This is a genomic window from Streptomyces sp. NPDC001027 (genome assembly GCF_040299045.1).
In the GTDB taxonomy this organism is placed as follows: domain Bacteria; phylum Actinomycetota; class Actinomycetes; order Streptomycetales; family Streptomycetaceae; genus Streptomyces.
Genome location: NZ_JBEPBI010000012.1, coordinates 15,395 through 41,161, shown reverse-complemented (window position 1 = coordinate 41,161; position 25,767 = coordinate 15,395). Strand labels below are relative to the sequence as shown.

21 protein-coding genes are annotated in these 25,767 nt (G+C 73.5%); 9 read left to right on the top strand and 12 right to left on the bottom strand.

Going from position 1 to position 25,767, the window contains the following annotated elements; all coding sequences use genetic code 11:
• Nucleotides 1-452: 452 nt before the first annotated feature.
• Both ABT300_RS06385 and fxsA read left to right on the top strand, forming a co-directional pair.
• Nucleotides 453-1,292, top strand: a complete 840-nt coding sequence (locus ABT300_RS06385; RefSeq protein WP_351672739.1) for a polyprenol monophosphomannose synthase — start codon at nt 453-455, stop codon at nt 1,290-1,292.
• Nucleotides 1,293-1,349: 57 nt separating this feature from the next.
• Nucleotides 1,350-1,883 (top strand): FxsA family membrane protein, encoded by a 534-nt coding sequence (gene fxsA, locus ABT300_RS06380; protein WP_351672737.1) that lies wholly within the window; start codon nt 1,350-1,352, stop codon nt 1,881-1,883.
• Nucleotides 1,884-2,170: 287 nt separating this feature from the next.
• Here the strand turns inward: fxsA and ABT300_RS06375 are convergent, their stop codons facing one another.
• From ABT300_RS06375 to yczE, 4 genes are all read right to left on the bottom strand, one after another.
• Nucleotides 2,171-2,545: an RNA polymerase-binding protein RbpA gene (locus ABT300_RS06375; RefSeq protein ID WP_020128921.1), complete on the bottom strand. Its 375-nt coding sequence runs from the start codon at nt 2,543-2,545 to the stop codon at nt 2,171-2,173.
• A 278-nt stretch (nt 2,546-2,823) separates the two neighbouring features.
• Nucleotides 2,824-4,170: an MFS transporter gene (locus tag ABT300_RS06370; RefSeq protein WP_351672735.1), complete on the bottom strand. Its 1,347-nt coding sequence runs from the start codon at nt 4,168-4,170 to the stop codon at nt 2,824-2,826.
• Between the two features lie 52 nt (nt 4,171-4,222).
• Complete coding sequence (locus ABT300_RS06365) at nt 4,223-4,990, bottom strand: glycerophosphodiester phosphodiesterase family protein (RefSeq protein WP_351672733.1); 768 nt, start codon at nt 4,988-4,990, stop codon at nt 4,223-4,225.
• Nucleotides 4,987-5,679, bottom strand: coding sequence for a membrane protein YczE (gene yczE, locus ABT300_RS06360; protein ID WP_351672731.1), 693 nt, complete (start codon nt 5,677-5,679; stop codon nt 4,987-4,989). The genes ABT300_RS06365 and yczE overlap by 4 nt, the downstream gene beginning before the upstream one ends.
• A gap of 99 nt (nt 5,680-5,778) precedes the next feature.
• On the opposite strand from yczE, the gene ABT300_RS06355 reads away from it, so the two are divergent.
• Nucleotides 5,779-7,278 carry an SCO1417 family PLP biosynthesis transcription factor gene (locus ABT300_RS06355; RefSeq protein ID WP_351672729.1) on the top strand — a complete coding sequence of 500 codons (1,500 nt, stop codon included), beginning with the start codon at nt 5,779-5,781 and terminating at the stop codon, nt 7,276-7,278.
• A gap of 64 nt (nt 7,279-7,342) precedes the next feature.
• Here ABT300_RS06355 and ABT300_RS06350 read toward each other — a convergent pair whose 3' ends face one another.
• The gene (locus tag ABT300_RS06350) at nt 7,343-9,067 is read right to left on the bottom strand and encodes a P-loop NTPase family protein (protein ID WP_351672727.1); all 1,725 of its coding nucleotides are present in this window, start codon (nt 9,065-9,067) and stop codon (nt 7,343-7,345) included.
• Between the two features lie 40 nt (nt 9,068-9,107).
• Nucleotides 9,108-9,302, bottom strand: coding sequence for a hypothetical protein (locus ABT300_RS06345; protein ID WP_057583729.1), 195 nt, complete (start codon nt 9,300-9,302; stop codon nt 9,108-9,110).
• A gap of 263 nt (nt 9,303-9,565) precedes the next feature.
• On the opposite strand from ABT300_RS06345, the gene ABT300_RS06340 reads away from it, so the two are divergent.
• A complete protein-coding gene (locus tag ABT300_RS06340; protein WP_351672724.1) occupies nt 9,566-9,958 on the top strand; it encodes an ankyrin repeat domain-containing protein in 393 nt (130 codons plus the stop codon).
• A gap of 323 nt (nt 9,959-10,281) precedes the next feature.
• Nucleotides 10,282-11,703, top strand: a complete 1,422-nt coding sequence (locus ABT300_RS06335) for a HEAT repeat domain-containing protein (RefSeq protein ID WP_351672722.1) — start codon at nt 10,282-10,284, stop codon at nt 11,701-11,703.
• Between the two features lie 416 nt (nt 11,704-12,119).
• Here ABT300_RS06335 and ABT300_RS06330 read toward each other — a convergent pair whose 3' ends face one another.
• From ABT300_RS06330 to ABT300_RS06310, 5 genes are read right to left on the bottom strand one after another with little or no spacing between them, the layout of a single operon-like run.
• A complete protein-coding gene (locus ABT300_RS06330; RefSeq protein ID WP_351672720.1) occupies nt 12,120-12,989 on the bottom strand; it encodes a 5-oxoprolinase subunit C family protein in 870 nt (289 codons plus the stop codon).
• Entirely contained in the window at nt 12,986-13,603 is a 618-nt protein-coding gene (locus tag ABT300_RS06325) for a 5-oxoprolinase subunit B family protein (protein ID WP_351672810.1), read from the bottom strand. Before ABT300_RS06325 ends, ABT300_RS06330 begins: the two co-directional genes overlap by 4 nt.
• Before the next feature lie 2 nt (nt 13,604-13,605).
• A complete protein-coding gene (locus ABT300_RS06320; RefSeq protein WP_351672808.1) occupies nt 13,606-14,364 on the bottom strand; it encodes a LamB/YcsF family protein in 759 nt (252 codons plus the stop codon).
• A gap of 29 nt (nt 14,365-14,393) precedes the next feature.
• Nucleotides 14,394-15,248, bottom strand: a complete 855-nt coding sequence (locus ABT300_RS06315; RefSeq protein WP_351672718.1) for a putative hydro-lyase — start codon at nt 15,246-15,248, stop codon at nt 14,394-14,396.
• On the bottom strand, nt 15,245-16,546 hold the full coding sequence (locus tag ABT300_RS06310) for an MFS transporter (protein WP_351672716.1): 1,302 nt from the start codon (nt 16,544-16,546) through the stop codon (nt 15,245-15,247). The genes ABT300_RS06315 and ABT300_RS06310 overlap by 4 nt, the downstream gene beginning before the upstream one ends.
• A 171-nt stretch (nt 16,547-16,717) precedes the next feature.
• Here ABT300_RS06310 and ABT300_RS06305 point away from each other — a divergent pair, with 171 nt between their 5' ends.
• From ABT300_RS06305 to ABT300_RS06290, 4 genes are all read left to right on the top strand, one after another.
• The gene (locus ABT300_RS06305; protein WP_351672714.1) at nt 16,718-17,446 is read left to right on the top strand and encodes a GntR family transcriptional regulator; all 729 of its coding nucleotides are present in this window, start codon (nt 16,718-16,720) and stop codon (nt 17,444-17,446) included.
• A gap of 58 nt (nt 17,447-17,504) precedes the next feature.
• Entirely contained in the window at nt 17,505-19,031 is a 1,527-nt protein-coding gene (locus ABT300_RS06300; RefSeq protein WP_351672712.1) for a hypothetical protein, read from the top strand.
• A 91-nt stretch (nt 19,032-19,122) separates the two neighbouring features.
• Nucleotides 19,123-20,001: a hypothetical protein gene (locus ABT300_RS06295; protein WP_351672710.1), complete on the top strand. Its 879-nt coding sequence runs from the start codon at nt 19,123-19,125 to the stop codon at nt 19,999-20,001.
• Nucleotides 20,002-20,071: 70 nt separating this feature from the next.
• Complete coding sequence (locus ABT300_RS06290; protein ID WP_351672708.1) at nt 20,072-24,712, top strand: hypothetical protein; 4,641 nt, start codon at nt 20,072-20,074, stop codon at nt 24,710-24,712.
• Nucleotides 24,713-24,779: 67 nt separating this feature from the next.
• On the opposite strand, the gene ABT300_RS06285 is transcribed toward ABT300_RS06290, so the two are convergent.
• Entirely contained in the window at nt 24,780-25,418 is a 639-nt protein-coding gene (locus ABT300_RS06285; RefSeq protein WP_351672706.1) for a hypothetical protein, read from the bottom strand.
• Nucleotides 25,419-25,767 lie beyond the last annotated feature (349 nt).

The following is a 25,767-nucleotide window of genomic DNA, read 5'->3' as shown; positions in this document are numbered from 1 at the left end:
TCGGCGGAGTCCACCACCGGACGCCCCGCCCGGGGAACATCCGCGCACTCGCCGCGGCGCCGCTGGGTCAGGGACGGTGCGCCGAACCGGCGCGCCCGAACTGGCAGCCAGGCCCAGCGCCCGCGCCGCAGCGACGGAACGCTCCGGCCGGTCGGGGAGGTGTGACCCGGGTGGGGCCCGGGTGCTCAGTAGACAACGGCTTTCGGTCGATCCGCAGCCAGCGGGTCCCGGGCCGGCCCGAAGGGCGCCGGGCCCCCATCCGCAGCAGCTCCCGCAGGCGTGGGCGGGGCAGTGCCCGCCTCTCCGGCAGGACCGGCGCGCACATACGGGCCCAAAAGCACATGGCTACCCCGCTTCCGCGGATTCGACACCATCGTTCGAACGTGCTGTCACGTCATCGCAGGCTGGGGCCACTAAGGTGGTATCCGGCGAACGGACATGAAGGGGCAGCAGTGAACGACGGCGACGGGACCCTCGCGGCACAGGACCGGGGGAGGACGTTCGGTCCGCTCGGCACGGCCTTGGTGATCATCCCGACCTACAACGAGGCGGAGAACATCAAGAGCATCGTCGGCCGGGTGCGGGAGGCTGTTCCCGAGGCCCACGTCCTCGTCGCCGACGACAACAGCCCCGACGGCACCGGGCGGCTCGCCGACGAGCTGGCCGCCGCGGACGACCAGGTCCGGGTGCTGCACCGCAAGGGCAAGGAAGGCCTCGGCGCCGCCTACCTCGCGGGCTTCCGCTGGGGCCTGGACAACGGCTACGGCGTGCTGATCGAGATGGACGCGGACGGCTCCCACCAGCCCGAGGAACTGCCGCGGCTGCTCACCGCGCTCAAGGGCGCGGACCTGGTCCTCGGCTCGCGCTGGGTGCCCGGCGGCCGCGTGGTGAACTGGCCCAGGTCCCGCGAGGTCATCTCGCGCGGCGGCAGCCTCTACTCCCGCCTGGCCCTCGACCTGCCCCTGCGGGACATCACCGGCGGCTACCGGGCCTTCCGCCGCGAGACCCTCGAAGGGCTGGGGCTGGACGAGGTCGCCTCCCAGGGCTACTGCTTCCAGGTCGACCTGGCCCGCCGCGCGGTCAAGGGCGGCTTCCACGTGGTCGAGGTCCCCATCACCTTCGTCGAGCGCGAGCACGGCGACTCCAAGATGAGCCGCGACATCCTCGTCGAGGCCCTGTGGCGGGTCACCGCCTGGGGCGTGGGCGAGCGCGTCGGCAAGATCACCGGACGGACCTCCGGTCAGACCGAACGCCCGCAGGCGGCCGCCGCCAAGTCGCACAGCGACGGCTGAGCGACGGCTGATCGGCCCCTTACGCCGCTCTGAGCCGGGTCCGGGCACACTGGACGCATGACGACTGGAGCTTCGACCCCCGTTCACCCGACCGCCGACCGGCCCGGCCGTCCGCAGCCCCAGCCCCGACGCTCGCGACTGCGCACGTACCTGCCGCTGGGCCTCGCGGCCTGGCTGGTGCTGGAGATCTGGCTGCTGACGACGATCGCCGGCGCATCCTCCGGCCTCGTGGTGTTCCTGCTGCTCGTCGCCGGGTTCGTGCTCGGCGCGGTGGTCATCAAGCGGGCCGGCCGCCGGGCCTTCCGCAACCTCAACGAAGCCCTCCAGCGGGGCGCCGCCCCCAGCAGCGGGGGCAACGGCCTGATGATGCTCGGGGGACTGCTCCTGATGATCCCGGGCCTGCTCTCCGACGCGGTCGGCCTGCTTCTGCTCCTCCCGCCGGTCCAGAGGGCGGTCGGCGCGTTCGCCGAGCGCAGGCTACGCGTCGCCGCGGCCACTCCGGGCACCCTGGGGGACGCCTTCCAGCAGGCGCGCATCCACCGCCCCGACGGCAAGGTGGTCCAGGGCGAGGTCGTCCGGGACGAGCACTGAGGCCTGACCGGAAGGGCCGCGCACGCCGGTGAGGCCCTTCCGGTCACGCATGTCCGGCCACGCATGTTCGGTCAGGTAGGCGGCCCGCGCCAGGCTCCGACGCCCGTCCCGCCTATCCCGCCCGCGCCGACCAGGCCCCGGGCGGGGCGGACAGCGTCACCGACAGGGCCCGGACGGGGCTGAGGGGCCCGAAGGCATGGCAAAGACCGCGGGCGCCGTACGCGTGTTCACGTACGGCGCCCGCGGTCATCAACGTGCGTGTGCAGCAGGCCTCAGCCGTGCAGGGCCTATGCCGACTTGCGGCTGTCCCGGGGATGCACCGCAAGGTTCATCGCCCCGGACCGCAGAACGGCCAGCCGCTCCTCGAGGACCTCTTCGAGTTCCTCACGGGTCCGCCGCTCCATCAGCATGTCCCAGTGCGTACGCGCGGGCTTGGCCTTCTTCTCCTCAGGGCCGTCGCCGTCCACGAGGAGTGCAGGGGCTCCGCAGACCTTGCACTCCCACTCCGGCGGAATCTCCGCCTCGACCGAGAAGGGCATCTCAAAGCGGTGCCCCTTCTCACATGCGTACTCCACGGCCTGGCGCGGGGCCAGGTCGATGCCGCGGTCCGTCTCGTAGCTGGTCACCACGAGGCGCGTGCCGCGAAGAGCTCGCTCACTCATGAATCGTGCCTCCCGGGCTTGTCGCCCACAGGACAGGTGTCGCTGTCGTCGTCATCCGGTCAACGTCCGGTCGGCGGTAAAGATTCCCGTACCGAGTCCCGTTCCGGGTCGTGGGTCGCCGTCGTAGCCGCAGCCTTGTCAACCAGTGCAGTACCCACCGGCGCCCGGTTTGTCACATCTGAAAGGAGATGTCACCCAGCGTTTCGGCATCTTTGACGCGCAGTAACGGTACGCCTGGCAGGCCAAACGCGTACACTACCGCCCTTTCGCCCTGAGTGCTAAATCTTCTCGGGCACAGGATTCCCCGCGTCGCCGATCGCCCGCCGCACGGGCACCCGCGCCAGCAGCAGGAACCCGATGACGAAGAAGGCCACCAGGGACAGGATCGCGTCCCGGTAACTGCCGGTCAGCTGGTAGGTGAGGCCGAACAGCAGCGGTCCGAGCCAGCTCATGCCGCGGTCGCTCATCTCGTACGCCGAGAAGTACTCGGCCTCCTTTCCCGGCGGGACGAGATGCGAGAAGAGGGAGCGGGACAGGGCCTGGCTGCCGCCGAGGACCAGACCGATGGCGGCGGCCAGCAGGAAGAACGCCACCGGTGCTCCCGCCGGCAGGAAGAATCCGGCGCACAGGGTGAGCGTCCAGGCGACCAGCGATCCGAGGATCGTCCGCTTCGCACCGTACGTCCGTGCCAGGCGCCCCATGCCGAGCGCGCCCGCCACGGCGAGCACCTGCACCAGCAGGACCGCCCCGATCAGCGTGCCCTGGCTGAGGCCGAGCTCCTCGGAGCCGTAGAGCGAAGCCTGGGAGATCACCGTCTGGATGCCGTCGTTGTAGACCAGATAGGCGAGGAGGAAGGCGAGCGTCAGCGGGTGGCGGCGCATGTCGCGGACCGTCGCGGCGAGCTGCCGCAGCCCAGGAGCCGTCGTCTCCCGCACGACCGCCGGCCGGTCGCGCAGCCGCAGCAGCGGGATCACCGTGAAGCCGCCCCACCACAGGCCGGCCGAGGCCAGACAGATGCGGACGGCCGCGGACTCGGACACGCCGAAGGAGTCGTGGGCGAGGTAGAGCACCAGGTTCGCGACCAGCACCAGCGAGCCCGACGCGTAGCCGAACGCCCATCCCCGTGAGGAGACCGCGTCGCGTTCGCCGGGCGGGGCGATCTGCGGCAGATAGGAGTTGTAGAGCATCATCGCCACGGACTGGGCCGCGTTCGCCACGACGAGCAGCGCGCCGCCCAGCAGATAGCGGTCCCCGCCCACGAAGAACATGCAGGCGGTGGCCGTGGCGCCCACATAGGCGGCGGCGCCCAGCAGCGGCTTCTTGCGTCCGGACCGGTCGGCCGCTGCGCCCACGAGGGGCATCACGAGGACCGCGACGATCACGGACAGGGAGACCGAGTACGCGAAGAAGGAGCCGGCGCTGACCGGGACGCCGAGCGGATGCACGTACCCGTCGGCGTCGGCGGCCTGCTTCGCGACGGAAGTCAGATAGGGGCCCAGGAACACGGTGAGCACGCTCGTCGAGTAGACGGAGCAGGCCCAGTCGTAGAAATACCAGCCGCGCTGCTCGCGCCGCCGCCCGGCGGTCTCGTCGGACTCCGCCGTCCGCACGGTGTCGATGTCCACCCGTGCCCTCGCTTCCCGCTTCCGGAACCCGCGCGCGGGCGGCGGGCCGAGGTCAGACCCAGACGCCCCGGTCCTGCATGACCTCGCGCAACGTGTCGATGTGATCGGTCATGATGCCATCGACCCCCAGGTCGAGGAGCCGGTGCATCCGCTCCGGTTCGTTGACCGTCCACACGTGCACCTGCAGCCCGCGCGCGTGCGCGGCGCGGACGAAGCGGCGGTCCACCACCTGGACGCCCGACCGGATCTCGGGCACCTGCGCGGCGACCGCCGACCGGCGCAGCGGCGCTGGCACGCCCCAGGACCGCAGCCGCAGGCCGAGCACGCCGAGAGTGCCGTACGACGTCGCGAGGCGCGGGCCGGCCAGCCGCTGGGCGCGCACGACGCGGGCCTCGGAGAACGAGCCGATGCAGACGCGGTCCCATGCGTCGGTGCGGTCGAGCAGGGCGAGCAGGGGGCGGAGGGCGGGCTCCGCCTTGAGATCGATGTTCCACCGCACCTCGGGGAACGTCTCCAGAAGCTCCTCGAAGAGCGGCACCGGTTCCTCGCCGCCCACGCGCGCGTGGGCCACGTCCGACCACGGGAGGTCGGCGATGCGCCCCGAGCCGTCGGTGACCCGGTCCAGCGTCGCGTCGTGGACGGTGACGAGCCGGCCGTCCCGGGTGGCGTGCACGTCGGTCTCGATATAGCGGTAACCCGCCTCGACCGCGCGCCGGAACTGCGCCACGGTGTTCTCCAGGCCGTCCGCGGCCCCGCCGCGATGGGCGATCGGGATGGGCCGCGGGTGATCGAGGTACGGGTGGCGTGCGGAGCTGGTCACGGACGCAGTATCGCTGCCCGGGGCGTCCCCGCGGCGACGACCGTGCTGCCGGCGGCAGGCGTGGGAACGGCGAACGCCCGCAGGAAGAACTGGGCGAGCGGACCGATGGCGACCGCGTACAGCACGGTGCCGACGCCGATCGTGCCGCCGAGCGCGAAGCCGGTCGCGACGACCGCCGCCTCGACCGTCGTCCGCATCAGCCGGATCGAGCGGCCGGTGCGCCGGTGCAGTCCCGTCATCAGCCCGTCGCGCGGCCCCGGGCCGAGGTCGGCCGCGATGTACAGGCCGGTGGCCGCCCCGTTGAGCACGATGGCAGCCGCCATGAGGGACACGCGCACGGCCAGGGCGTGGGCCTCGGGGACGAGCGCGAGCGTGCCGTCCATCGCGACGCCGATGACCAGGACGTTGGAGATCGTGCCGAGGCCCGGGCGCTGACGCAACGGGATCCACAGCAGCAGCACCGCCGCGCCGACGACGGTCGTCACGACCCCGATCGTCATCCCGGTGAGCTCGGACAGGCCCTGGTGCAGCACGTTCCAGGGCTCCAGACCGAGGCCCGCCTTGACGAGCAGCGCCGAGCTGGCGCCGTAGAGCGCGAGACCGGCGTACAGCTGGACGAGCCGTCGCGGCAGTCCTCCCGACGTCGGACGTCGCCGCGTCGGACGCCGGAGGAGTCCTTTGGTCCCCAAGAGGTGCCCCCTGTGGTGGTAGTGGCCTGACTCGTGACACTCTGTGGCTGGGAAGCGCATGTCATCCATGGCCAATTCGAGGAAGGTGGACTGGTATCCATGGCGCAGTGGACTTCGGCCGTGGGGGCCGCACAGCTCGCGCGGTTGCTCAAGTCCCAGCAGGACCGCCCGGCGGGCCCGGGCTCGCGCCGGCCGCCCGCCTACCGGGCGCTCGCCGACGGAGTCCGGCTGCTGGTGCTGGAGGGCCGCGTGCCCGTCGCCGCACGCCTGCCCGCCGAACGGGAACTGGCCCTCGCCCTGTCGGTGAGCCGGACGACCGTCGCCGCCGCCTACGAGGCGCTGCGCGCGGAGGGGTTCCTGGAGTCCCGGCGCGGCGCCGGCAGCTGGACGGCCGTCCCGGCGGGCAACCCGGTCCCGGCGCGCGGCCTGGAGCCGCTGCCGCCCGAGGCCCTGGGCTCGATCATCGACCTGGGCTGCGCGGCCCTGCCCGCGCCCGAGCCGTGGCTCACCCGCGCCGTGCAGGGCGCGCTGGAGGAACTGCCCCCTTACGCCCACACGCACGGCGACTATCCGGCGGGCCTGCCGGCGCTGCGGACCATGATCGCCGAGCGGTACACCGCGCGCGGGATCCCCACGATGCCCGAGCAGATCATGGTCACGACGGGTGCGATGGGGGCCATCGACGCCATCTGTCACCTCTTCGGCGGGCGCGGGGAGCGCATCGCCGTCGAGTCTCCCTCGTACGCCAACATCCTCCAGCTGATGCGCGAGGCGGGCGCCCGTCTGGTGCCGGTCGCCATGGCGGACGGACTGGCCGGTTGGGACATGGACCGCTGGCGCCAGGTGCTGCGCGACGCCGCGCCGCGCATCGCGTACGTCGTCGCCGACTTCCACAACCCGACCGGAGCGCTCGCCGACGAGGAGCAGCGGCGGCGGCTGGTGGAGGCCGCCCGATCCGCCGGGACGGTCCTGGTCGCCGACGAGACCATGAGCGAGCTGTGGCTCGACGACGACGTCGAGATGCCGCGGCCGGTGTGCGGGTTCGACCCAGCGGGGTCGACGGTGATCACGGTCGGGTCCGCGAGCAAGGCGTTCTGGGCCGGGATGCGCATCGGCTGGGTGCGGGCCGCCCCCGACGTCGTCCGCAGTCTCGTCGCCGCCCGCGCCTACGCCGACCTGGGCACGCCCGTGCTGGAACAGCTGGCGGTGAACTGGCTGTTCAGCACCGGAGGCTGGGAGGAGGCGGTGGAGCTGCGCCGCACCCAGGCCCGGGACAACCGGGACGACCTGGTGGCCGCGCTGCGGCGCGAACTGCCGGACTGGGAGTACACCGTGCCCCGGGGCGGACTGACGCTCTGGGTGCGGGCCGGGGGGCTCTCCGGGTCGAGGCTCGCCGAGGCGGGGGAGCGAGTCGGGCTGCGGGTGCCGTCGGGGCCGCGCTTCGGCGTCGACGGCGCCTTCGAGGGGTACGTACGGCTGCCGTTCACGGTGGGGGGCGCGGTGGCTGAGGAGGCGGCCGCCCGCCTGGCCGCCGCCGCGCGCATCGTACGGAGCGGAGGGACGGCGGGCGGCGAGGGGCCGCGTACGTTCGTCGCGTAGGGCGTGGGGCGTGGGGCGTGGGGCGTTGCGGGGTGTGGCCGCCGCGCGCCTCGGGGACGCCTCGCTACTCCGCGGTCGCCGCTTCGGCGACGGCGGCTTCCGGCGTCGCGGTCGATGACGACGCCGTGTTCGGGAGGATCGTCTGCGGGACGGCGTTCACCGGGACGGCGTTCTGCAGGTCCGGGTTCTGCAGGTCTGCGTTCGGTGCGGTCGAGGCCTTGGTGACCAGGACCTTCGCGACCGGGGCCGCGGCCGACGCAGGCGACGGCTCGCTGTCGGCGGGCGCGGAGCGCGGCGGCAGCAGATCGAGGACGGCCTGCCGGTGTGCGTCGCTCGTCGCGTCGTCGTACGGGTCCGGTGTCGCCGGGACCTGGAGCCGGTGCACCGACCCCGAGCCCAGTCGGGCGTAGCCCCGCCCGGACGGCACGTCGTCGACGGGAGTGGTGTGCGGGGGCGCGCCGAGGACCGTCTCCAGCTGCTCCCTCGACGCGGGGCCGAGCACGACACGCGCGCGCGTGTGCTGTCGTACCGCTTCACTCAGGGAGTCCAGCGCGTCGAACTGTTCGGCCACGACGACCGTGACGCCGGCCGCGCGACCGTGCCGGAGGGGAAGCTGCAACAAGGACTGCGGATCCCGGCGCCCCTCCGCCTCGGCCAGATGGGTGAAGACGGTGGGCCGGTCGAGGACGATCCACAGCGGGCGTTTGGTGTCCTCCGGCGCCGGTTCGCCGGCCTGCCGGGCGCTGTTGGCGGCGATGAGCCGGCGTTCCGTCTCGCCCGCCGCCCACTCGAGGCCGGCCAGCGCACCCGAGAGCCCGACCTCGACGCCCAGCACGCCGTCCCGGCCGGCCAGACAGGCGTATTCACCGGTGCCGCCGCCCTCGACGACGAGCACGTCACCGTGCTGAAGGGCCTGCAGCGCGATGGAGCGCAGCAGCGTCGACGTGCCGCTGCCGGGGCGGCCCACCGCCAGCAGGTGCGGCTCGGTCGAGCGGATGCCGGTGCGCCAGACGACCGGGGGGACGTCGCGCCGGTCCTCGCCGAACGAGAGGGGCAGTGTGCGCTGGACCCCGGCGGGGTCGGTGAAGCCCAGGACCGTCTCGCCCGGGGCGGTGACGAAGCGCTGGGCGGAGACGTCGGCGGGGAGGGGGGACAGCACGCTGAGGGTCAGTTCGTTGCCCTCCTCGTCCCAGTCGAAGAGGTACTCCCGGCCGCGGCCGGACTTCGCGGCGAGCAGCTGCTCGATCCGCGCGCGCGGGCCGGGTTCGCCGTCCGGGAAGTACGCCGGATAGCGGATCACGAGATGGGCCACGCGGCCCGAGTCGTCGAACTCCTGTGTGGGGAAGGCCTGCTCCCAGTCGCCGCCGTGGGCGTACAGGGGAGCGGGGTCGTCCGCCGTCGAGAAGTACGGGACCAGGGCCTCGTACAGCACCTGGAGCCGCTGGATCTGCGACTCGTCGGGGCCTTCGGGAGCCGTGGTGCGGTCCCTGCCCTGCCAGGCCGCCGCTGCCGCCAGGGTGATGACGGCGAGCAGCGGACCGTACGGCACCAGCACGACGACCAGGATCACCGAGGCCGCCAGGAAGAGCAGCGGCCCGCGTTTGTCCTTGGGCGTCTCGGCCCACCTGCGCCGTCCGGCCGAGGCCAGCCGGCGCAGTCCGCGCGTGATCGTGATCAGCGGATGGAGGACGTCGGTGGCGCTGTCGGCTGCCGTCCTGGCCAGCTCCCTGCTCCGGGCGATCTGTGCGCTGCCTGTGCTCAGGATGCGGGGGAGGGGGCGCCGGGCCACTTCTGTCTCCTGGTGGTGCGTACGGACGGGACGTGCGGCGTCAGAACTTGATGCCGCCGAGGAGGCTGGCCAGACTCTCGCCGCCGGCCATGATGCTCGGGGCGATGGCCGTGCTGGCCATGTAGAAGCCGAAGAGGGCCGAGACCACGGCGTGCGACGCCTTGAGCCCGTCCTTTCGGAAGAAGAGGAAGACGATGATGCCGAGCAGGACCACGCCTGACATGGACAGGATCATTTGGGTTCTCCTGGTTCGCGGGGGACAGTCACCATGAGTACTTCCAGGCTCACAGGATGTATCCATACGACAAAAGGTGCAACTGAGTGAAAAGCGGGTCTTTTCCCTCGGCTGGCGGAAGGCGCGCAGGACTGCCTGAGCAGGAGAATCGCGTCGAACGGGGCTGTTCGTGAGCTTCGCAGCCGATGCGTCCGGCCGTGTTTGCGACGAGCCAGTACGCTGACGATTCACCTGAACGGTTGTAGCGAGAGGCGGACCGGCCGATGACTGAAGCCCCCGACCCCGAGGTCGTGGAGCTGGCGACCAAGATCTTCGACCTGGCCCGCCAGGGTCAGACCGAGGAACTCGTGGCGTACGTCGACGCGGGCGTTCCGGCCAACCTCACCAACGACCGGGGCGACTCCCTGGTGATGCTCGCCGCGTACCACGGGCACGCCGACGCGGTCCGGGCCCTGCTGGCCCGCGGCGCCGAGGCCGACCGGATCAACGACCGAGGCCAGACCCCGCTCGCGGGGGCCGCCTTCAAGGGGGAGACGGATGTGATCAAGGCACTGCTGGAGGCGGGCGCGGACCCTTCCCAGGGCACGCCGTCGGCCGTCGACACGGCCCGCATGTTCGCCAGGACGGAACTGCTGGACCTGTTCGGCGCGCAGTGAGCCGGCAGTCCCGAGCAGGTCAAGGGAATTTCCCGACCAAGTAAATCGACGACCACGGGGGAGGCGGTACAAGGCCGCCGGAAATTTCGGTCGCGGCAGGTAGAAGAGCCGGGTCATCATGACGTCGTGATTCACGGACGCGATGGCTGGGCAGGTGTTGCCGCACCGCGCGGGCCGTGACGCGGTCCGCATGGGCCACCGACGAGAGGCAGAGGAAAATGGTCTACAGCAAGCAGGAAACGGCGGGCGCCCCGACGTGTTGTCACGCGGCCAGGTAATGCACGTCCCCGGTTGCGTCGACGCTTGATGTGAGGCTGTTTCCCATGTTCGATCCGGTCATAGCGCCCAGCGGTACGCTGCTCGGCCTGCTCCAGAGAGGCCGCGGCGACGGCACGCTGCACGCGCTCACCGCCCCGCGAGCCGAGGCGCTCGCGGCGCTGAACCACTGCGTCCTGCGAGATCCCCGCCACGACTGGCAGGTGGAGAACCGCTCCCTCTACTACGCCCGTCTCTACCTCGACCTGCACGGCGAGCTGGACGAGCTCGAGGCCCACCTCTTCGACGTCGAGGACGTCCTCGACGGCGAGGAGTCACGCACGGGCCTGGCCCTGGCCGTCCTCGGCCACCTCGCCTCCTACGGCCGGCGGGACGCCCTCGACCTGCTGCGCAGGTACGCAGCCTCGGGCGCCAACTGGGCCTGGGCCCTGGACGAACTCGCCCTACGGGACGACGACGCCGGCCTGCGCGCCCTGGCCGTGCCCGTGCTGGCACGGTTCGCCACCGACGCCGAGGGCGAGGCCGAACTCGCCGCGGCCGTACGGGACGCCTTCGAGCCACGGCCCTGGCGGTTGTGGGCCGAGGATCCCCGGGAGTACGTCTCCACGCGGGTGCGTGCCGCCCACGAGGCCGGCTGCTTCGACCGATGGCAACGGCAGATGAGCCCCAGCGGGCCCCGCCCGGGCTGGAGTGTCCAGGCCGTGTTCGAGTGGGCCCAGCAGGGCGTCGAGCGCGGGGCCGCGCTCCATGTCCCCGCCGCCCGCTGTCTCTCCGCCGTGGCCGGTCCCGAGGACCGCCCCGAGATCGTCCAGGCGGCCAAGGACGGCGACGAGGGGGCGCGCTGTACGGCCCTGCGCTACCTCGCGGACTGCAATGATCCCGACGCCCTGGTCCTCGTCGAACAGGCCGTCGCCACCGGTCCCGTCGCCGTGGTGGAGGCCGCCGTCGACTCCTTCGAACGGATGCGCAGCGTCGCCGCCGTCGACCGGGCCCGCGGCTGGGTCCACCGGCCGGACGCCCTCGGCGCCGCCGCCGGCCGCATGCTGGCCTGCCGGGGCGGCGTCCAGGACCGCGAACTGGTCCTCGGCGCCCTGCGTGAAGCCGTGCGCGGCGAGGGCTGCGACGCCCCGAGTCTGTGGACTCTCGTCGACGGCGCCGGACGGCTCGGCATCGCCTGCGCGGCACCGGTGCTGCGCCACATCTACCGCGAGACGGCCTCGTCCCACCTGCGTGGACGCTGCGCCCGGGCACTCGCCGCCACCGACCCCTCCTACGCCACCGGCTTCGCCGTCGAATGCCTGTGGGACTGCGAGGAGGGCACCCGCGAGATCGCCGCCCGGCACGCCGAGACCGGTGACGCGCGGGTCGTGGAGCGCCTGCGCCGGCTCGCCGCCGACCCGGCCGAGGAGGCCGAGGTCCAGACGGCCGTACGCAGCAGGATCGGCCCGGACGCGACGTCCGCCATGTGAACGCCGGGCAGGCCGCCGCCCGATGCGCGTCCGGCGGCGGCCGCCGGAGAAGGACGGGATCGGCCCGCCGGGCCGGGGCGACGAGCCGTCGGCCCGCCCGCCTGCCGGTCTTCTCCGGCCGACCCGCAAGGGATGCGCCCAGGCACACACCCTCCACGCAGGCACACTGGAGGGCCCGAGGGCCCGCGGGCCTGCGCGTCTACGTCTGCGGGGCATGAGCGGCTGAGCGCAACGGGTGGTCGGCGACGCCGTGGCCCGTCGCCCTACGCCGTCGGCCCGGTGCCGAGCCCGGCGCCGCCGAAGCGGTCGCCCCGGCGTCGCAGGGCCGTCCCTTCAGGAGGGCCGCCCCGAACGCCTCGCCGCCCCCTTGCCGCCGCCTCGCCGCCGTCTCGTCGGCTTCCTGGCGCACTGCCGCGTCACCTTCGCCGTACGGCCACGAAGCGGACGGGCGTTCCCGGTGCGGCCTGGGCGGCCGCCGGCAGGTCGGCCGTGCGGACGACCCCGATCACCGGGTAGCCGCCGGTCGTCGGATGGTCGGCCAGGAAGACCACCGGCCGGCCGGCGGGCGGGACCTGCACGGTGCCCAGGACCATGCCCTCGCTGGCCAGCTCCCCGTCCCGGGCCCGCTCCAGGACGGGCCCCTCGGTGCGCAGCCCGATGCGGTTGCTCGCCGAGGACACGCAGAAGGTGCGGGCGGTGAAGTCGCGCAGCGCCTCGGGGGTGAACCAGTCGTCGCGCGGGCCGAGCGTGACCCGCAGGACCAGTTCGTCCGGGGGCGCAGGCTGCGGGGCGACGTCCACGCGCGCGTGCGGGGTGCGGTCGAGCCCCAGGGGCAGCACCGTGCCGTCCCGGAGCGGCGCCGGGCCGAGGCCGGAGAGCAGGTCCGTCGACCGGCTGCCGAGGACCTCCTCGACGACGATGCCGCCCGCCACCGCCACGTAACCGCGCACCCCGCGGATCGCCGGCCCGACGTCCAGCACCGCACCGGCGGGCACCCGCACGGGCGCGCCCCAGGCGGCCGGCCGGCCCCCCACGGTGACCCGGCAAGGGGCGCCGCCGACCGCCACCGTCACGTCGGAACGCGGTGTGAGGGCGCAGCCGGTCAGGGTGGTCTCCAGGACGGCCGCGTCGGGCGCATTGCCCACCAGCCGGTTGACCAGGGCCGCCGCGGGCGCGTCGAGCGCGCCGGAACGCGGCACGCCGAGATGCGCATGACCGGGCCTGCCCCGGTCCTGAACGGTGGTCAGCGCCCCGGCGCGGACGACGGACATCGCACGGTCGCTCATGCCTCGTCCTCCGGCACGAAGCGCACCCGGGTGCCCGGCGACAGCAGTGCGGCCGGCTCGCGCGCGTGGTCCCACAGCACCGCGTCGGTGGTGCCGATGAGCTGCCAGCCGCCCGGCGACGCCCGCGGGTACACGCCCGTGTAGGGCCCCGCCAGCGCCACCGAACCGGCCGGCACGGCGGTCCGCGGGGTCGATCTGCGGGGGACGTCGTAGCGCGCGGGCAGGCCCGTCAGATAGCCGAAGCCGGGTGCGAAGCCGCAGAACGCCACCCGGAACTCCGCGGCCGCGTGGATACGGGCGACCTCCCGCTCCGGGACGCCCCACAGGGCGGCGACCTCGGCCAGGTCCGGGCCGTCGTAGCGGGTCGGGATCTCCACGGCCTCCTGCTCGCGCGGGGGAGCCGGCGGCACGTCCGCGGCGGCGAGCTCGGACGCCACCCGGCCCGGGTCGGACAGGCCGTCCAGCAGGACGGTGCGGGCCGCCGGGACGATCTCGCGGGCGCCGAGCAGGCCCGCCGCGCGCCGACGCACCAGCTCGGCGTGCAGCGCCTCGGCCTCCGCTCCCGACGCCACCTCGACCAGCAGGGCGTCGTCGCCGACGGGCAGGATGCGCATGCTCATGCGAAGGCCTCCACCCGCACGCCCGACTCCTCGAGCCCGCGCCGCACCCGCCGGGCCAGGTCCACCGCGCCCGGCGTGTCCCCGTGCAGGCACAGGGAACGCGCGCGGACGTCGATCCCGGTCCCCGCCTCGGAGACGACCCGGCCGGCGCGGGCCAGGCTCACCGACCGCGCGACGACCTCGTCCGGGTCGGTGACCACGGCGCCGCTCCGCCCGCGCGGCACGAGCGTGCCCTGCTCGGTGTACGCGCGGTCGGCGAAGGCCTCCGGGACGACCGGCAGCCCCGCCGTGCCGGCCAGCTCCAGCAGCCGGGAGCCGGGCAGCCCGAGGACGGGCAGCGCGGCGTCGGCGAGGAGCACTCCCTCGACCACCGCGCCGGCCTGCTCCTCGTCGTGCACGACCCGGTTGTAGAGCGCCCCGTGCGGCTTCACGTACGCCACGCGCGCGCCCGCCGCCCGGGCGAACACATCGAGGGCCCCGATCTGGTACGCGACCTCGGCGGCCAGTTCGGCGGGCGGCACGTCCATCGCGCGCCGCCCGAAGCCCGCCAGGTCCCGGTAGGAGACCTGTGCGCCGATCGTGACCCCCCGCTCCACGGCCAGCACGCACACCCGCCGCATGGTGACCGCGTCCCCGGCGTGGAAGCCACAGGCCACGTTGGCGCTGGTGACGACCGACAGGAGCCGCTCGTCGTCGGTCAGCTGCCAGCGGCCGAAGCCCTCGCCGAGATCGGCGTTCAGATCGATCGCGGTCATCGCGGTCATGATTCCTTCGTACCTCTTTCTCAGGCCACGCGGTACTGCTCGTCGCGGGCGTCGGTGAGGAACATCTGTCCCGGGGCGTGGGTGAGGGCGAAGGGCGGGCGCGACGCCGTCACCGCGGCCTGCGGGGTGACGCCGCAGGCCCAGAACACCGGGATGTCGTCCGGCTCGGCGTCCACCGGGTCGCCGAAGTCGGGGCGGCCGAGATCGACGATGCCCAGGCCCGAAGGATCGCCGCAGTGCACGGGACCGCCGTGCACCGCCGGGAGCAGACTGCTCTCCCGGATCGCCGTCGCCAGATGCCGCGGAGGCACCGGCCGCATGGACACCACCAGGGGCCCGTGCAGCCGGCCCGCCGGGCGGCACTCACGACTCGTCACGTACATCGGAACGTTCCGGCCCTGCTCGACGTGCCGGATCGGGACGCCCGCCCCCGACAGGGCCCACTCGAACGTGAAACTGCAGCCGATCAGGAACGACACCAGGTCGTCGCGCCAGTACGCGCGCACGTCCGTCGGCTCGTCGACGAGCTCCCCGTCCTCCCAGACCCGGTAGCGCGGCAGGTCGGTGCGCAGGTCCGCGCCCTCCGCGAGGACGGTCGTCCAGGAGCCGGCGTCCGTGACGTCGAGGACGGGACAGGGCTTCGGGTTGCGCTGGCAGAAGAGCAGCATGTCGTACGCCCAGTCCGCCGGCACCGAGATCAGGTTGGCCTGGGTGTGCCCGGCCGCCGCGCCGGCCGTGGGTCCCGCCAGGCCCGCCCGGAAGCGGGCCCGGGCCGCGGCGGGGCTCCACGCGTGCGCGTGCTCCTCGGTGAGGGTGACGGGACGGTCCGCGGCGCTCGACGGCGCCTGCTCCCGCGTGAGGGTCGGTCGGTTCACTCCAGTTCCTTTCCACGCGTCTCCGGAAGCCCCAGCAGCGCCAGGGCGGCGATGGCGTACCCGATCGCGCCGAAGACCAGCGCGCCGCCCACGCCCCAGCTGTCGGCGAGGAACCCGACCGTCGTGGGGAAGACGGCGCCCACGGCGCGGCCGGTGTTGTAGGTGAAGCCCTGACCAGTGCCGCGCAGAGCGGTCGGATACAGCTCGCTGAGATACGACCCGAAGCCGCTGAAGATCGCCGACATGCAGAACCCGAGCGGGAAGCCGAGCACGAGCAGCAGGGTGTCCGCGCCGCTCGGGATGTTCGCGTACGCCAGGATGCACACCGCCGACAGCAGGGCGAACAGCCAGATGTTGCGGCGCCGGCCCAGCCGGTCGGTGAGGTATCCGCCGGTCAGGTAGCCGAGGAAGGCGCCGGAGATCAGGAACGTCAGATAGCCGCCGGTTCCGACCACCGACAGCCCGCGCTCCGACTTCAGGTAGGTCGGCACCCAGGTCGCCAGGGTGTAGTAGCCGCCCTGCACACCGGTCGAGAGCAGTCCCGCGAACAGCGTCGTCCGCAGCAGCGGCCCCCGGAAGATCGCCGGGAACGAGCCCCTGTCGGCGCTGTGCGCGCGTGCCGCCTCGGCCCGGGGCGCGTCCTTCACCCGGCGCCGCATCCACACCACGAGCAGGGCGGGCAGCGCGCCCGTCCAGAACATGACGCGCCAGGCCATGTCGTCGCCGACGAACGAGAAGACGAGCGTGTACGCCAGCGCGGCGAGGCCCCAGCCGACGGCCCAGGAGCTCTGGATCGCGCCGAGGGTGCGGCCCCGGTGCCTGGCGCTCGCGTACTCGGCGACCAGGATCGCGCCGACCGCCCACTCGCCGCCGAAGCCCAGTCCCTGCAGGGAGCGGAAGACCAGCAGCGTCTCGTAGGTGGGCGCGAAACCGCAGGCGACGGTGAAGACGGCGTACGTGATCACCGTGATCATCAGGGCCCTGACCCGGCCGATCCGGTCGGCCAGGACGCCCGCCACGGCGCCGCCGACGGCGGAGGCGACCAGCGTGACGGTGGTGAACAGGCCCGTCTGGGCGCTGTCCAGACCGAAGTACGCCGCCAGCGCCACCATGCTCAGCGGCAGCGTGAAGTAGTCGTAGGAGTCGAGGGCGTAGCCGCCGAACGCGCCGGCGAAGGCGCGCCGGCCGCGCGGTCCGAGCGCCCGCAACCAGCCGAAGGCCCCGGCGTCAGGGGTGGGTTCGGCGGTGGTGCGGGGGACGTCGGCGGTCGGGGCCGGTCGGGGAGGAGTCGTGCTCATGGGCACCTCGCTGAGGGATGACGGAGGGTGCTGAGGAACGAGCCGTGCCGTGCGGGAGGCGGGTCGCCGCGGTGGGGACGGGCGGTGCCATGAGACGAAGGTAGAGGATCGTTGAACGATCCTTCAATACCCCTGTTGTCTCGTTCTTCCGTCTGCGATTGAATTCCGGGCATGGCAGAGCAGCTGGCCGGACTGGCCGACGACCGTGCCCTCCTGGGCCGCACGAGCACGGCGGAGCGGGTGTCGGACATCCTCAGGAGCCGCATCGCCGAGGGCTACTTCCCGCCCGGGACACGCCTCTCGGAGGACAGCATCGGCGGGGCGCTGGGCGTCTCCCGCAACACGCTGCGCGAGGCGTTCCGGCTGCTCACGCATGAGCGCCTGCTCGTCCACGAACTGAACCGGGGGGTGTTCGTCCGGGTGCTGACCGTGCGGGACGTCGAGGACATCTACCGCACCCGCGCCCTCGTCGAGTGCGCCGTCGTACGGGGACTGGGCGAGCCCCCGTACGCCCTGGACGCCCTGCGGGCGGCGGTCACCGAAGGACAGGTGGCGACCCTCGAGAACGACTGGAAGGGACTGGGCACCGCCAACTTCCACTTCCACCGGGAGCTTGTCGCCCTGGCCGAGAGCGCGCGCACCGACGAACTGATGCGCAGCGTCTTCGCCGAGCTGCGCCTCGCCTTCCACCTCGTCGAGGACCCGCGCCGGCTGCACGAGCCCTACCTGCAGCGCAACCGGCAGATCCTGCAGGCCCTCGAGGCCGGCGACAGGGCCGAGGCGGAGAGGCTGCTCGAGGTGTACCTCGCCGACTCGCTCAAGCGGGTGGTCGAGGTCTACCGGCGGCGGGTGAGCGAGGAGGCCCCACACGACGACCGAGGTCCGGCCGCGGCTCCGTGACGCCGGTCGCTCTGCGTCGTTTGGGTCGTTGTCAGACCGAGGACCTAGTCTGTGCAGCGTGACTTCGCCTGCTCCGACGGACCGCGTTCCGCCCCAGCTCAGCGCGGCGCCGCGCCCCGCACCGGGCCCGGCCGCCGACGAGGGGCTGGCGCGGCGGCTGCGTGCGCTCGCGTGCACCGCGCCGATCCACGACCTCGACGCGCGCAAGGCCAACCTCGCGGGTGAGTACTCGGTCTACGGCATGGCGGAGATCGCCCTCGCCGCCATCGACCTCGTCACGCTGAACATGGACTTCGACACCGGCGCCGACCACGACCAGATAGTGGCCCGTCTGCTGCCGCGCATCGCCGCCCAGGCCCCCCGGCGGCCCGTCGCCGAGCACGAGCGGGTGGCCCGCTGGGTCCTGGAGAACCTGATCAACGTGGGCAGCGTCGACCGCGGCTTCCGCGCCGCCTACGGCACGTTCGCGCCCGACGGCACCTACGTGCGTCGCGACTACGACTTCAAGCTGATCGAGGAGGTCCCCGGCTACGGCGGCGCGGTCTACCTCCGGACGACCGACGAAGCCGTCAACGTCCTCGTCGGAGCCCTCGACACCGATGTCACCAGCGCGCAGATCGCCGCCGAGGTCAAGCTCGAGGTGCTCATCCGCCGCGGCCGCCTCGCCGACGCCCAGCTCGCCGCCGAGCAGGCCCGCTACCGCACCGTGCAGTACTCGGAGACGCTGCGCCGCGCCCTCGAGGCCACCCGGCGCAACGTGCGCGCGGTGGACTGGCTCAACGCCGTGCCCGACATGATCGCCGAAGCTCTTGATCACGTGGCGGACCGCTACCGCCACGAGAACGCGATCCTCACCAACATCCGCAAGGCCCGCGACGAGATCGAGGACGCCGAGAACAAGCGGCGGGCCGCCGAGCTCGTCGACATCGTCAAGGACTGCATCCGCCGCCACACCCAGCTGCAGTCCCGGCTGCTGGAGGCCGGCCCGCTGTTCCGCGCCGAGCAGGACCGGCAGGCGTTCGCCACCCCCATGACCTCGTCGGGCATAGACCTCTACGGGCACCTCGTCACCCCCGTGCTGCCGTTGCCGCTGGAGCAGGCCGTCCGTGTCACCGACGCCTTCTTCGCCCGGGGGACCGGTCTGCGCACACCCGGAGCCGTGCGGATGGGCGATCTCGTCGACCTGCTGCTGACGCCGCCGGTGGAGCGCGAGCACCTCGGAGCGGAGATGCCGGAACCGGATCTCATCGCCACCCCGGACGACAGCCGGTTCAGCGAGGAGCAGCTGGCCGCCGCCAAGCGGCTGCTCGACCTGCCCGCGGACGCTCCGCGCCGGCTGTCCGGGCTGCTGGCCGAAGCACGGCGATCCGACCCCGAACTGCCCTATCTGGTGGCCCTGCTGGCGGTGCACGCGGCCAGCCCCGCGGTCGGCACCGCCTACCGGCAGGGCGAGGAGAGACTGCTCTTCGCCGTCGACGACGGGACCGAGCTGGACGACCCCGAGTTCGGCGGCGCCGACCTGATCGTCGGCACGGCGCTGCTCGACGCCGCGGGGATGGCGGCGGACCGCACGGAGGCGGCATGAGCAGGACCGGCCACCGCCCGCACGAAGCGACGCCCACGCCCACGTACAACAGGCACACGCACACGCATACGTACACCGAGGAGCCGAAGCCGTGACCGAGCACGTCGAGTGGAGCGACACGGAGGCATCCGCTCCGGCGGCGCACACCGCAGTCACCCCCGCCGACGCCGCCGACGCGGCGCGGCTCGTCGCCTTCGGGCTGCAGCCCAGACTGCAGCCCGCGCGCGACCAGGAGTACGCCGAGCTGCTGCGGCGCCACCGGGAGGACCCGGCCTTCGCGCGGCTCGCCGACGCCGTCGCCGCAGGGCTCGGGCTGATCGTCCTGGAGGTGTCCCCGCGCGCGGGGATGGCCGTCACCGCCGCCGAGGACTCCGTCTTCGCCGTCCGCATGGGCGACTACGCGCGTCGTACGTCCGCCGACGGCGGCGACCGCTTCCTGCACGGCCTCGCGCACCTCGCCGTCGCCGCGATGGCCTATCCCCGCCCCGAGGACCTGGCCGACGACGGCTACATCGGACGGGTCAGCGTCAACGGCGTCGACGCCTTCGTCCGTCAGGCCTGCCGCCGGCTGGAGGAGCGGGCGGAGCAACAGGGCGAGAACACCGACCCCGCGAGCGACGCACCCGGCCTGGAGGCCGCCTGGCGGGTCTGGGCCAGACGCAGTGCCACCGGCGCCACCAAGGACGCGCGCAGACTCGCCGGTTCCACCACCGGCATCGTCGGCAAGGCCGTCGCCTTCCTCACCGACTCCGGCTTCCTCCAGCGGACCGGCGACGACAACGGCGGCACCTATCGGACCGCCGCCCGCTACCAGCTCCAGGTCCGCGACATGGCGGGTGCCGCCGCCATGGCCGAACTGCTCGAGCTGGGCGTCGTCCCGGTCACCGACGGCGTCCCCACGCTGCTGCCCGCGGAGGAGAGCGACGACCTGGAGCTGGTGGCCGACGCCGGACTGCCGTTCCACTCCTGAGGCTCCGCCCTCCGCCGAGGGCACCGCCCCTCGATCCCCCTGTTCTGCCGAAGACTTACGAGAGTCCGCCATGTACGAGCTGTCCCGGGTCCGCCTCTACTCGATCGGTCCCGCCGGTGCGCGCTACGCCGACACCGTGCTTGACCTGCGGGGCGTCGGCGACGTCGTGCCCGACCCCGCCCCCACCCAGGCGGAGTTCTTCGAGGAGGAGCCGGTCGGTCCGCCGCGCCGGCCCGCCCCCGCGGGCGTCCTCTTCCTGGAGAACGGCGGCGGCAAGTCCGTGCTGCTCAAGCTGATCTTCTCCGTGATGCTGCCGGGCCACCGCAACACTCTCGGCGGCGCCAGCTCCGGAGTGCTGCGCAAGTTCCTGCTCGCCGACGACTGCGGACATGTGGCCCTCGAGTGGCAGCACGTGCTCACCGGCGAGTGCGTGGTCGTCGGCAAGGCGAGCGAATGGCGCGGGCGGCAGGTGTCCAACGACCCGCGCAAGTTCGCGGAGGCCTGGTACTCGTTCCGGCCCGGGCCCGGGCTGAGCCTGGACAACCTGCCCGTCGCCGAGGCCACCGCCGTCCGCCCGCCCGTCGAGGGCGCCTCCGGGGCACAGGGCCGCCGGCGCACCATGAAGGGCTTCCGGGACGCGATCACCGAGGCCGGAAAGGCCTATCCGCACCTGGAGGTGCACTGGGAGGAGATCCACGACCGCTGGATCGAGCACCTCGGCGAGCTGGGCCTCGACCCGGAGCTCTTCCGCTACCAGCGGGAGATGAACGCCGACGAGGGCGAGGCCGCCGGTCTCTTCGCGGTCAAGAAGGACTCCGACTTCACCGACCTGCTGCTGCGAGCCGTCACCGACACACGCGACACCGACGGGCTCGCCGACCTGGTCAGCGGCTTCGGCAACAAGCTCGGCCGACGCGCGGAGCTGATCGCCGAACGGGACTTCACCGCCGGGTCGGCCGACCTGCTCGGGCGGATCGTCGAGGCTGCCGGAGCGCGCTCACGCGCGCGAGAGGTCCACGCCGCGGCCGAGCGGCGCACCCGCGCGCTCGCTCGCCGGCTGTCCGCGCGGGGAGTGCGGGAGAAGACACGCGCCGGCGACCTCGCCCAGCGGGTCACGGCCGCCGCGTACGCCGTCACGCACTCCGAGGGCGCACGGGAGCGCAGCGCCCTGATCGCCGCCGAACTCGCCTTCCGGCACGCGTCGCTGGCGCTCGCCGCCGCCGAGAAGTCCGCCGCCGCGCAGAAACGCGAACTCGCCGACGCCCGCACCCTGCACTCCGCCTGGCAGGCCGCCGAGGCCGTGCTGCGCCACCGGGCCGCCGCCGACCGCGTCGCGCGCGTGTCCGCCGCGATCCAGGAAGCCGAACGCGACGCCGCCCCCGCCCTCGCCGCCCGTGCCCGGGCCGCCGTCGACCTCGTCCGCGCCCTGCACGCCGCCGCCGACGGCGCCGAGACCCTCGCCAACGAGGAGGAGGAGCGCTCGGCCGCACTTCAGGAGGTCGGTGAGTCCGCCCACCGCGACGCCACATCCGCCGCGACCGACGCCCAGCGCGCCCGCAGCGAGGTGGGACACCTGCGCCAGCGGCTCTCCGAGGTCGAACAGGAGACCGCCGAGGCCGTACGCGCGGGCTGGCTCGACGACAGCGCCCCCGACGCCGACCCGGCCCGCGCGGCCCTCGCCGCCAGCGACGCCGAGAAGACGGCCGTCGCCGCCTGGGACACCGCCCGCGAGACCTCGGCCCGCGCCGCCGAACACGCGCGTGAGGCCGCCTCCGCCGAGTCCCGGGCCGAGCTCACCGCCGCCCGCGCCGCCGACGCGGCCACCAGCGCGGGGCGCTCCCACGAGGCCGAGCGGCGGCTCGCCGAATCCCTGGCCGGCGAGGAACGCCTCGCGGAACTGCTCGGGCTGACGGGCCGCGGAACACGCCCCCGGATCCCGCAGCCCCGCCAGGACGGCGAGCCGGACGACGGCTCCGCGCTGACCCCCGATGACCTGGACCGCTGCGCCGACGAACTGCGCGACCTCCTCGACGACGCCGTCTCCTCCGCGGAACGGCAGCTCTTCGAACTGCGGACCGCCGCCGCCGACGACTCACGCATCCTCGGCGCCCTGGGCGACGGCGGACTGCTGCCGCCCGGCCCGGACGTCCTGGCCACCGTCGAGTTCCTCGGCGAGCACGGAATCCCCGCCCTGCCCGGCTGGCGCTACCTCGCCCAGGCCGTCGACCCCGCCGACCACGCCCGTGTGCTCGCCGCCCGGCCCGAACTGGTCGACGGCGTGATCATCACCGACCCCGGCTCGCACGCACGCGCGCGTGAGGCGCTCGGCGACGCCGCACTGCTGCCCCGGTCCGCCGTGGCCGTCGGCACTGCCGCCGCCCTGCTCGCCCCGACCCCGCCCGTCGACTCCGACGGCGGCCTGCGGAGCGAGGTCTTCCTCGTCCCGCCGAACCCGGCCATGCACGACGAGCACGCCGCCGACGAGGAGCGCCAGGCGCTGCGCGCCCGCGCCGCCGAGCGCGACGAGGCCATCCGCCGTCTCGCGGGACGTCTCGCCAAGGACCGGGAGCTGTCCGCGCGCCTCGCGTCCTGGCGGGCCGGCTGTCCGGCGGGGCGGCTAGCCGAGCTGGCCCGGGCCGCCACGGAGGCGGCCGCCTTCGCCGAGGAGTCCGAGGCCGAGCTGGCAGAGGCGCGCAGCGTGCGCGCGGAGACCGAGGAGAGCGCCGCCGAGGCCGCCCAGGCCCGCGACGAGCACCAGGAGGCCGCGCAGCGGGCCAGGCGGGCAGCCGACGCCCTCGCCGGACTCGCCTTCCGGCTGCGCGAACGCGCCGGCTGGCAGGTCAAGGTGCGCGAACTCGCCGACGAGGCAGCCGAGTCGGAGGCCCGCGCCCAGTCCTGCCTGGAGCGCGCCCGAGCCGCCGACGAGGACCGGCGCGGCGCCCAGCGGGCCGCGGACGACGCCCGTCGCACCGCGCGTGCGCTGCGCGCCGAGCGCGCCGAGATCGCCGGCGCCCCCGACGACGTCCCGCAGGACGGGGCAGCCGCGCCCACGGCCTCCCTGCCCGCGCTGCGCGAGGCCTACCGGGCCGCGTCCCTGCTGTACGAGAAGGTCGGCGTCGGCGCCGACCTGCGCGCCGAACAGGCCCGGGCGGAGAGCGACGAGAGCGCCGCCCGCACCGAGCTGGACCGGCTCAGCAACAAGGTCCGCACCCGCGCCGAACAGCTGCTCCAGTCGCCCGACGGCTCCGACGGACCCTCCCGGCAGGCCGCCGCCGCACGCGCGGAGGAGCTGGTGCAGCTCCTGGAGACCCGGATGTCCACCGCCAGCGAGCAACTCGGCCGACTGCGCGGCGAACACGAGCGGCTCGCACCCGAGGACGGCGAGGCGCACACCGAGCTGGCCGAGGAGCTCCAGCCCCGCGACGCCGAGCACGCCCAGGCGCTGCTGCGCACCGCCACCGCCGAACTCTCCGCCCGCGCCGAGGCCTTGGAGCAGTCACGCGAGGCGCACGCCGAACTCCTGGCCGCCCACCGCGCCGCCGAGGACGCGGCCGGCGGCTTCGACGAGACCGCCGCGATGCTCCGCGACCTGCTGCGCGAACACACCCCGGAGGAGGAGCAGGAGGAGACGGAGCCCTACCCCGGCGTCCTGGAGGAGGCGCGCAGGTCGGCCGCCGAGGCCCGCCGCTCGCTGCGCGGCTGCGCCGCCGACCTCTCCGCCGCGGAGTCGTCCGTGCGCGAGGCGAGCGACGTGCTCGTCCGGCACGCCAACTCCACACGCTACGAGCAGGTGCGCACCCCCGCGCGCCAGCAGATCCGCGAACTCCCCGCCTCCGCGCTGCCGGAGCACGCGCAGAAGTGGGCGGACGCCTTCGCTCCCCGGCTGCGCGTCCTGACGGACGAACTGGCGCAACTGGAGCGCAACCGGGACTCGATCGTCGACCGTCTGAGGGGGCTCGTCGAGTCCGCACTCGCCACGTTGCGCTCGGCCCAGCGGCTCTCCCGGCTGCCCGAGGGGCTCGGCGAGTGGTCCGGACAGGAGTTCCTGCGCATCCGCTTCGAGGAGCCCGACCAGGCGACCCTCGTCGAACGGCTCGGCGAGGTCATCGACGAGGCCACCCGCGCGGCGGTGAAGAAGAACTCCGATCTGCGCCGCGACGGCATGTCGTTGCTGCTGCGCGGGGTCGGCGCGGCCCTGCAGCCCAGGGGCGTCGCCGTCGAGATCCTCAAGCCGGACGCGGTCCTGCGGGCGGAGCGCGTCCCCGTCGGACAGATGGGCGACGTGTTCTCCGGCGGGCAGCTGCTCACCGCCGCCATCGCCCTGTACTGCACGATGGCGGCCCTGAGGAGCAACGACAGGGGCAGGGACAAGCATCGGCACGCCGGCACGCTGTTCCTCGACAATCCCATCGGGCGGGCCAACGCGACCTACCTGCTGGAACTGCAGAGGGCGGTCTCCGACGCGCTCGGCGTACAGCTCCTGTACACCACCGGCCTGTTCGACACCACGGCCCTCGCGGAGTTCCCCCTGGTCATCCGTCTGCGCAATGACGCCGACCTGCGGGCGGGCCTGAAGTACATCAGCGTCGAGGAGCATCTGCGGCCGGGTCTGCCACAGCAGACCCCGGCGGCGGACGGCGACGCGGTGCAGGCGCACAGCGAGATCACGGCGACGCGGATGTACAAAAGGCCCGCACCGCACGCCGGTTGACCGACCCGTACGGCTCAGGGCGCTGCGCGGGCAGGCGCTCCCTGGCCGGGGCCGGCCGGTGGCTGCCTCAGGGGTGAGACAGCTGCCCGGCGCCGCCCTGCCTGCGTATCCGCTCCTGCGTCCGCTCGGCGGCCCGTACCTGTCGTCGTGCCCTGCGCTGCTCGCGTCGCAGGGCACGCGCGGTGCTGCTCGGCGTCGACACCACGCCGTTGCGCTGGTTCCACACCTGGCGGGTCACCCAGACGTCGAGAGCGCCCCAGGTGGCCAGCACGGTGCTGACCACACTGCTGATCACCATGGGGAAGGCCAGCCAGGATCCGGCCAGCGTGCACAGGAAGGCGACCATCGCCTGAATCAGCGTCACGGCGATGACGAGCACCGCGCGCACGGCCGCCGTGCGCACCGGGTCGGGCATACGACGCCGCTTCGCGGGCTCCTCCACCCACAACGGCCGATAGGCGACCCGCCCTTGTCGCGCGAAGGAGCCGCCGTCGGTCGGGGCTCCGTCGTCGGCAGGGGCTCCGGCGCCGGTGGACGCCGGGATGCCCCGGCCCGCCGACCCGCCCGCGCTCGGCGTATGAGCCCTCGGCTCCGTACGCACCTGTCCGTCCGGGCCGCCGCCGTCCGGTGCCATCGGGTCCCACAGCGCCGTACTGCCCGCCGCCGCACCGTCCTCGGACGCCTCACGCCGCTCCGCCGTGCCCATCACCGTGTCACTCCCCACCGCCAGCAGACCGCTCGCCTCCGAGTCGAAGACCCGGCTCCCCAGTGGCTGCCCGGCTTGCGCTGATTTACGCCGCCCAGGTGCGGCCTACGGCTCGTGTGGCCGATTCCGCCCTCAACTCCCAACGTGAAGGACGATCGACGTGCCCTGATTGTTCCCTCGTTGCGAAAAATTCTGGCCAACTCGTGCGTGGAGTCGACCGGATCCGTCCGGGCCCGACACGCGGGATTCAGGGCTGCCATCTCCTGTAATTTTCGGACAACATGCCATGTCTCGGCCTCGGTACGGAAGTTCAGGTTCCGGACGCCTCTTCGAGTTAACTGTGTGTCGG

Bases quoted from the DNA above. Each gene is read 5' to 3' on its own strand.
- fxsA (WP_351672737.1), top strand. From the start codon at position 1,350: ATGACGACTGGAGCTTCGACCCCCGTTCACCCGACCGCCGACCGGCCC.
- ABT300_RS06375 (WP_020128921.1), bottom strand. From the start codon at position 2,545: ATGAGTGAGCGAGCTCTTCGCGGCACGCGCCTCGTGGTGACCAGCTAC.
- ABT300_RS06355 (WP_351672729.1), top strand. From the start codon at position 5,779: ATGGCGCAGTGGACTTCGGCCGTGGGGGCCGCACAGCTCGCGCGGTTG.
- ABT300_RS06345 (WP_057583729.1), bottom strand. From the start codon at position 9,302: ATGATCCTGTCCATGTCAGGCGTGGTCCTGCTCGGCATCATCGTCTTC.
- ABT300_RS06340 (WP_351672724.1), top strand. From the start codon at position 9,566: ATGACTGAAGCCCCCGACCCCGAGGTCGTGGAGCTGGCGACCAAGATC.
- ABT300_RS06335 (WP_351672722.1), top strand. From the start codon at position 10,282: ATGTTCGATCCGGTCATAGCGCCCAGCGGTACGCTGCTCGGCCTGCTC.
- ABT300_RS06330 (WP_351672720.1), bottom strand. From the start codon at position 12,989: ATGAGCGACCGTGCGATGTCCGTCGTCCGCGCCGGGGCGCTGACCACC.
- ABT300_RS06325 (WP_351672810.1), bottom strand. From the start codon at position 13,603: ATGCGCATCCTGCCCGTCGGCGACGACGCCCTGCTGGTCGAGGTGGCG.
- ABT300_RS06320 (WP_351672808.1), bottom strand. From the start codon at position 14,364: ATGACCGCGATCGATCTGAACGCCGATCTCGGCGAGGGCTTCGGCCGC.
- ABT300_RS06310 (WP_351672716.1), bottom strand. From the start codon at position 16,546: ATGAGCACGACTCCTCCCCGACCGGCCCCGACCGCCGACGTCCCCCGC.
- ABT300_RS06305 (WP_351672714.1), top strand. From the start codon at position 16,718: ATGGCAGAGCAGCTGGCCGGACTGGCCGACGACCGTGCCCTCCTGGGC.
- ABT300_RS06290 (WP_351672708.1), top strand. From the start codon at position 20,072: ATGTACGAGCTGTCCCGGGTCCGCCTCTACTCGATCGGTCCCGCCGGT.
- ABT300_RS06285 (WP_351672706.1), bottom strand. From the start codon at position 25,418: ATGGGCACGGCGGAGCGGCGTGAGGCGTCCGAGGACGGTGCGGCGGCG.